The organism is Robertmurraya massiliosenegalensis JC6, from assembly GCF_000311725.1.
GTDB classification, from domain to species: Bacteria; Bacillota; Bacilli; order Bacillales; family Cytobacillaceae; genus Robertmurraya; species Robertmurraya massiliosenegalensis.
Map to the genome: position 1 here is coordinate 18240 of NZ_HE978511.1, position 2131 is coordinate 20370.

Annotated in this window: 2 protein-coding genes; both read right to left on the reverse strand. The window is 35.1% G+C overall.

The features are described 5' to 3' along the window. A partial coding sequence (gene istB / locus BMSHG_RS00130) for an IS21-like element helper ATPase IstB (RefSeq protein ID WP_019152400.1) occupies window positions 1-759 on the reverse strand: 759 nt, incomplete at its 3' end. Beyond that, entirely contained in the window at window positions 752-2041 is a 1290-nt protein-coding gene (gene istA / locus BMSHG_RS00135; RefSeq protein ID WP_019152401.1) for an IS21 family transposase, read from the reverse strand. The genes istA and istB, both read right to left, overlap by 8 nt. Between the last annotated feature and the right edge of the window lie 90 nt (window positions 2042-2131).

Consider the following 2131-nt stretch of genomic DNA (forward strand, 5'->3'; position numbering starts at 1 on the left):
TCCTTGTTTAGAATTATCTTTATTAAAATGGTCTTTTAGGCGATAGGAATCCCCAATAATATTGACCACTGTGGCATGATGTAGAACTCGGTCTAAAATGGCATTCGCTATTTTAGTATCTTGAAATATATCACCCCATGATTTAAAGCTAGCGTTTGTCGTTAAAATCGTGCTTTTCTGTTCATATCTCATATCGATGAGCTGAAAAAACAGCTTAGCATCCTCTGCGTCAATGGGTAAATAGCCAATTTCATCGATAATAAGGAGTTTATATTTCGCATAATGTTTAAGCCTGGTTTCCAATCGATTTTCAAGTTTTGCTTTTTTGAGATTGAGGATCAAATCATTACACTTGATGAAGTAAGTACTCGTTCTTTTTTTGGCAGCTGCGATTCCAATTGCGGTTGCTAAATGAGTTTTACCTACGCCACTGGTTCCTAAGAATACGATGTTTTCTTTTTGCTCAATAAACCGTAACGTTGTATAATCCAATATTTTTTGTTTATTAATCGATGGTTGAAATTCAAAATCAAAGTCTTTTATTTCCTTCAAATGAGGGAAGGCCCCTACCTTAACCATAGATCTCACCATATTTACTTCTTTCATGTCGATCTCGTAATCTGTCAGTTTGACTAATGTGTCGGTAAATGACAGTTGATTATTGGTCATAAAATCAATGGTTTCATCTAGATGAACTAACATCTGTTTTAACTTTAAATACTCTAAATTCTGTACGAGTTTGTTATAACTGCTATTCATTTTTATACACCTCATTAATTGCCTCTAAATTTTTCCTTGCCAGCTCTTCTATATTTGTAGAACCTGGTAGCCCTCTTGCTAGAGTATCAACGTAATGCTCCGGCTTGTAGTTGATTTTCAACGGGCGAATTGGATGTTCGACAATTAAATCCGTGTTATAATAGACAAAGATATGGTTATCGTATATTTGTAAACTAAGCGTTTTCCCGATGTATCCAGGTGGAACTGAATACTGGTTGGATTTGAAGGTAATCATATTGGATGGATTTACTTTCACAAGTATACGATCAATTTTATAGGAATCTCTTATTCGTTCATGTGGTAATGGAGATAAGAGATTTCTTTCTTTTTTTAGTGCCAGTATTGGGATTTTCCCTGTTCCTTGATGGTAACTATTGTTGATACGATTACAGAGTGTTTGAACAAACTTATGCAGTTCCTCATAATCAAATTTTCCTTGATAAGCGTGAATCTCATCGAGTAATTTCATCGGAGCTTCTACCTTTGCTTTGGTCCGCGGTCTCCCAGCTATACACGCTCTTACTTCAAACCCCATATCTTTTGAAAACTGAAAAAATCGCTCATTTACTTTTCCCTTTTGATATTCTGTTCGAGGTTCATCCATAACCGTTTTCATATTGTCCGTCAAAATCGTTTTTGGAACTCCTCCAAACACCTCAAAACTTTCCGTAAGGAAAGACAATAATATACTCTGAGACTTGGAGATTGATAGGTTGAATGTTCGAAACCTTGAATGGGCAAGTAAGAGTACACATACGTTCACATAAAGGATTTCTCCATCTTTGGTGATGTATTGGATATTTTCTTTCCAATCCAACTGTGCTTGTTCAGCTGGTGGCGTTTCAAAACGAATAACCTCACTGGTTAATTTTTTACGTTTCTCTGTTTCAAAGTGACGTTGAAACTCTGGTTTACTTGATAGGTATCTTCTAAACGATGATTGCCCACAATCTAGGCCGTGATTATCTTTCAAGTATTGCCATAGTACTCGTTTATAATAGAATTTCTGATTAGATTCTTCTGAGAGAAGCAACGCTATGACTTCATAGTATTTATCAATTTTCGATCTTCGGTTCCGGCTGCTTTTCGGCTCATAACCTTGTAGATATTTTTCAACTGTCCTCCGATCCACACCCATATCACGAGCTAATTGACTCTTATTGATTTTCATTTTTAGACTCTCCATCAATAATTTAAATTTTGGCAAATCTACAAGACTATTAATTTCAATACTTGAATTTACATTAATTTGCATATGCATAATATTCCACCTCAAGAATATTATGCAGTTAACCATCAAAACTGTACATCCTTAAACAATCATTTCTGTACACTCTTAAGTTAGCATTTA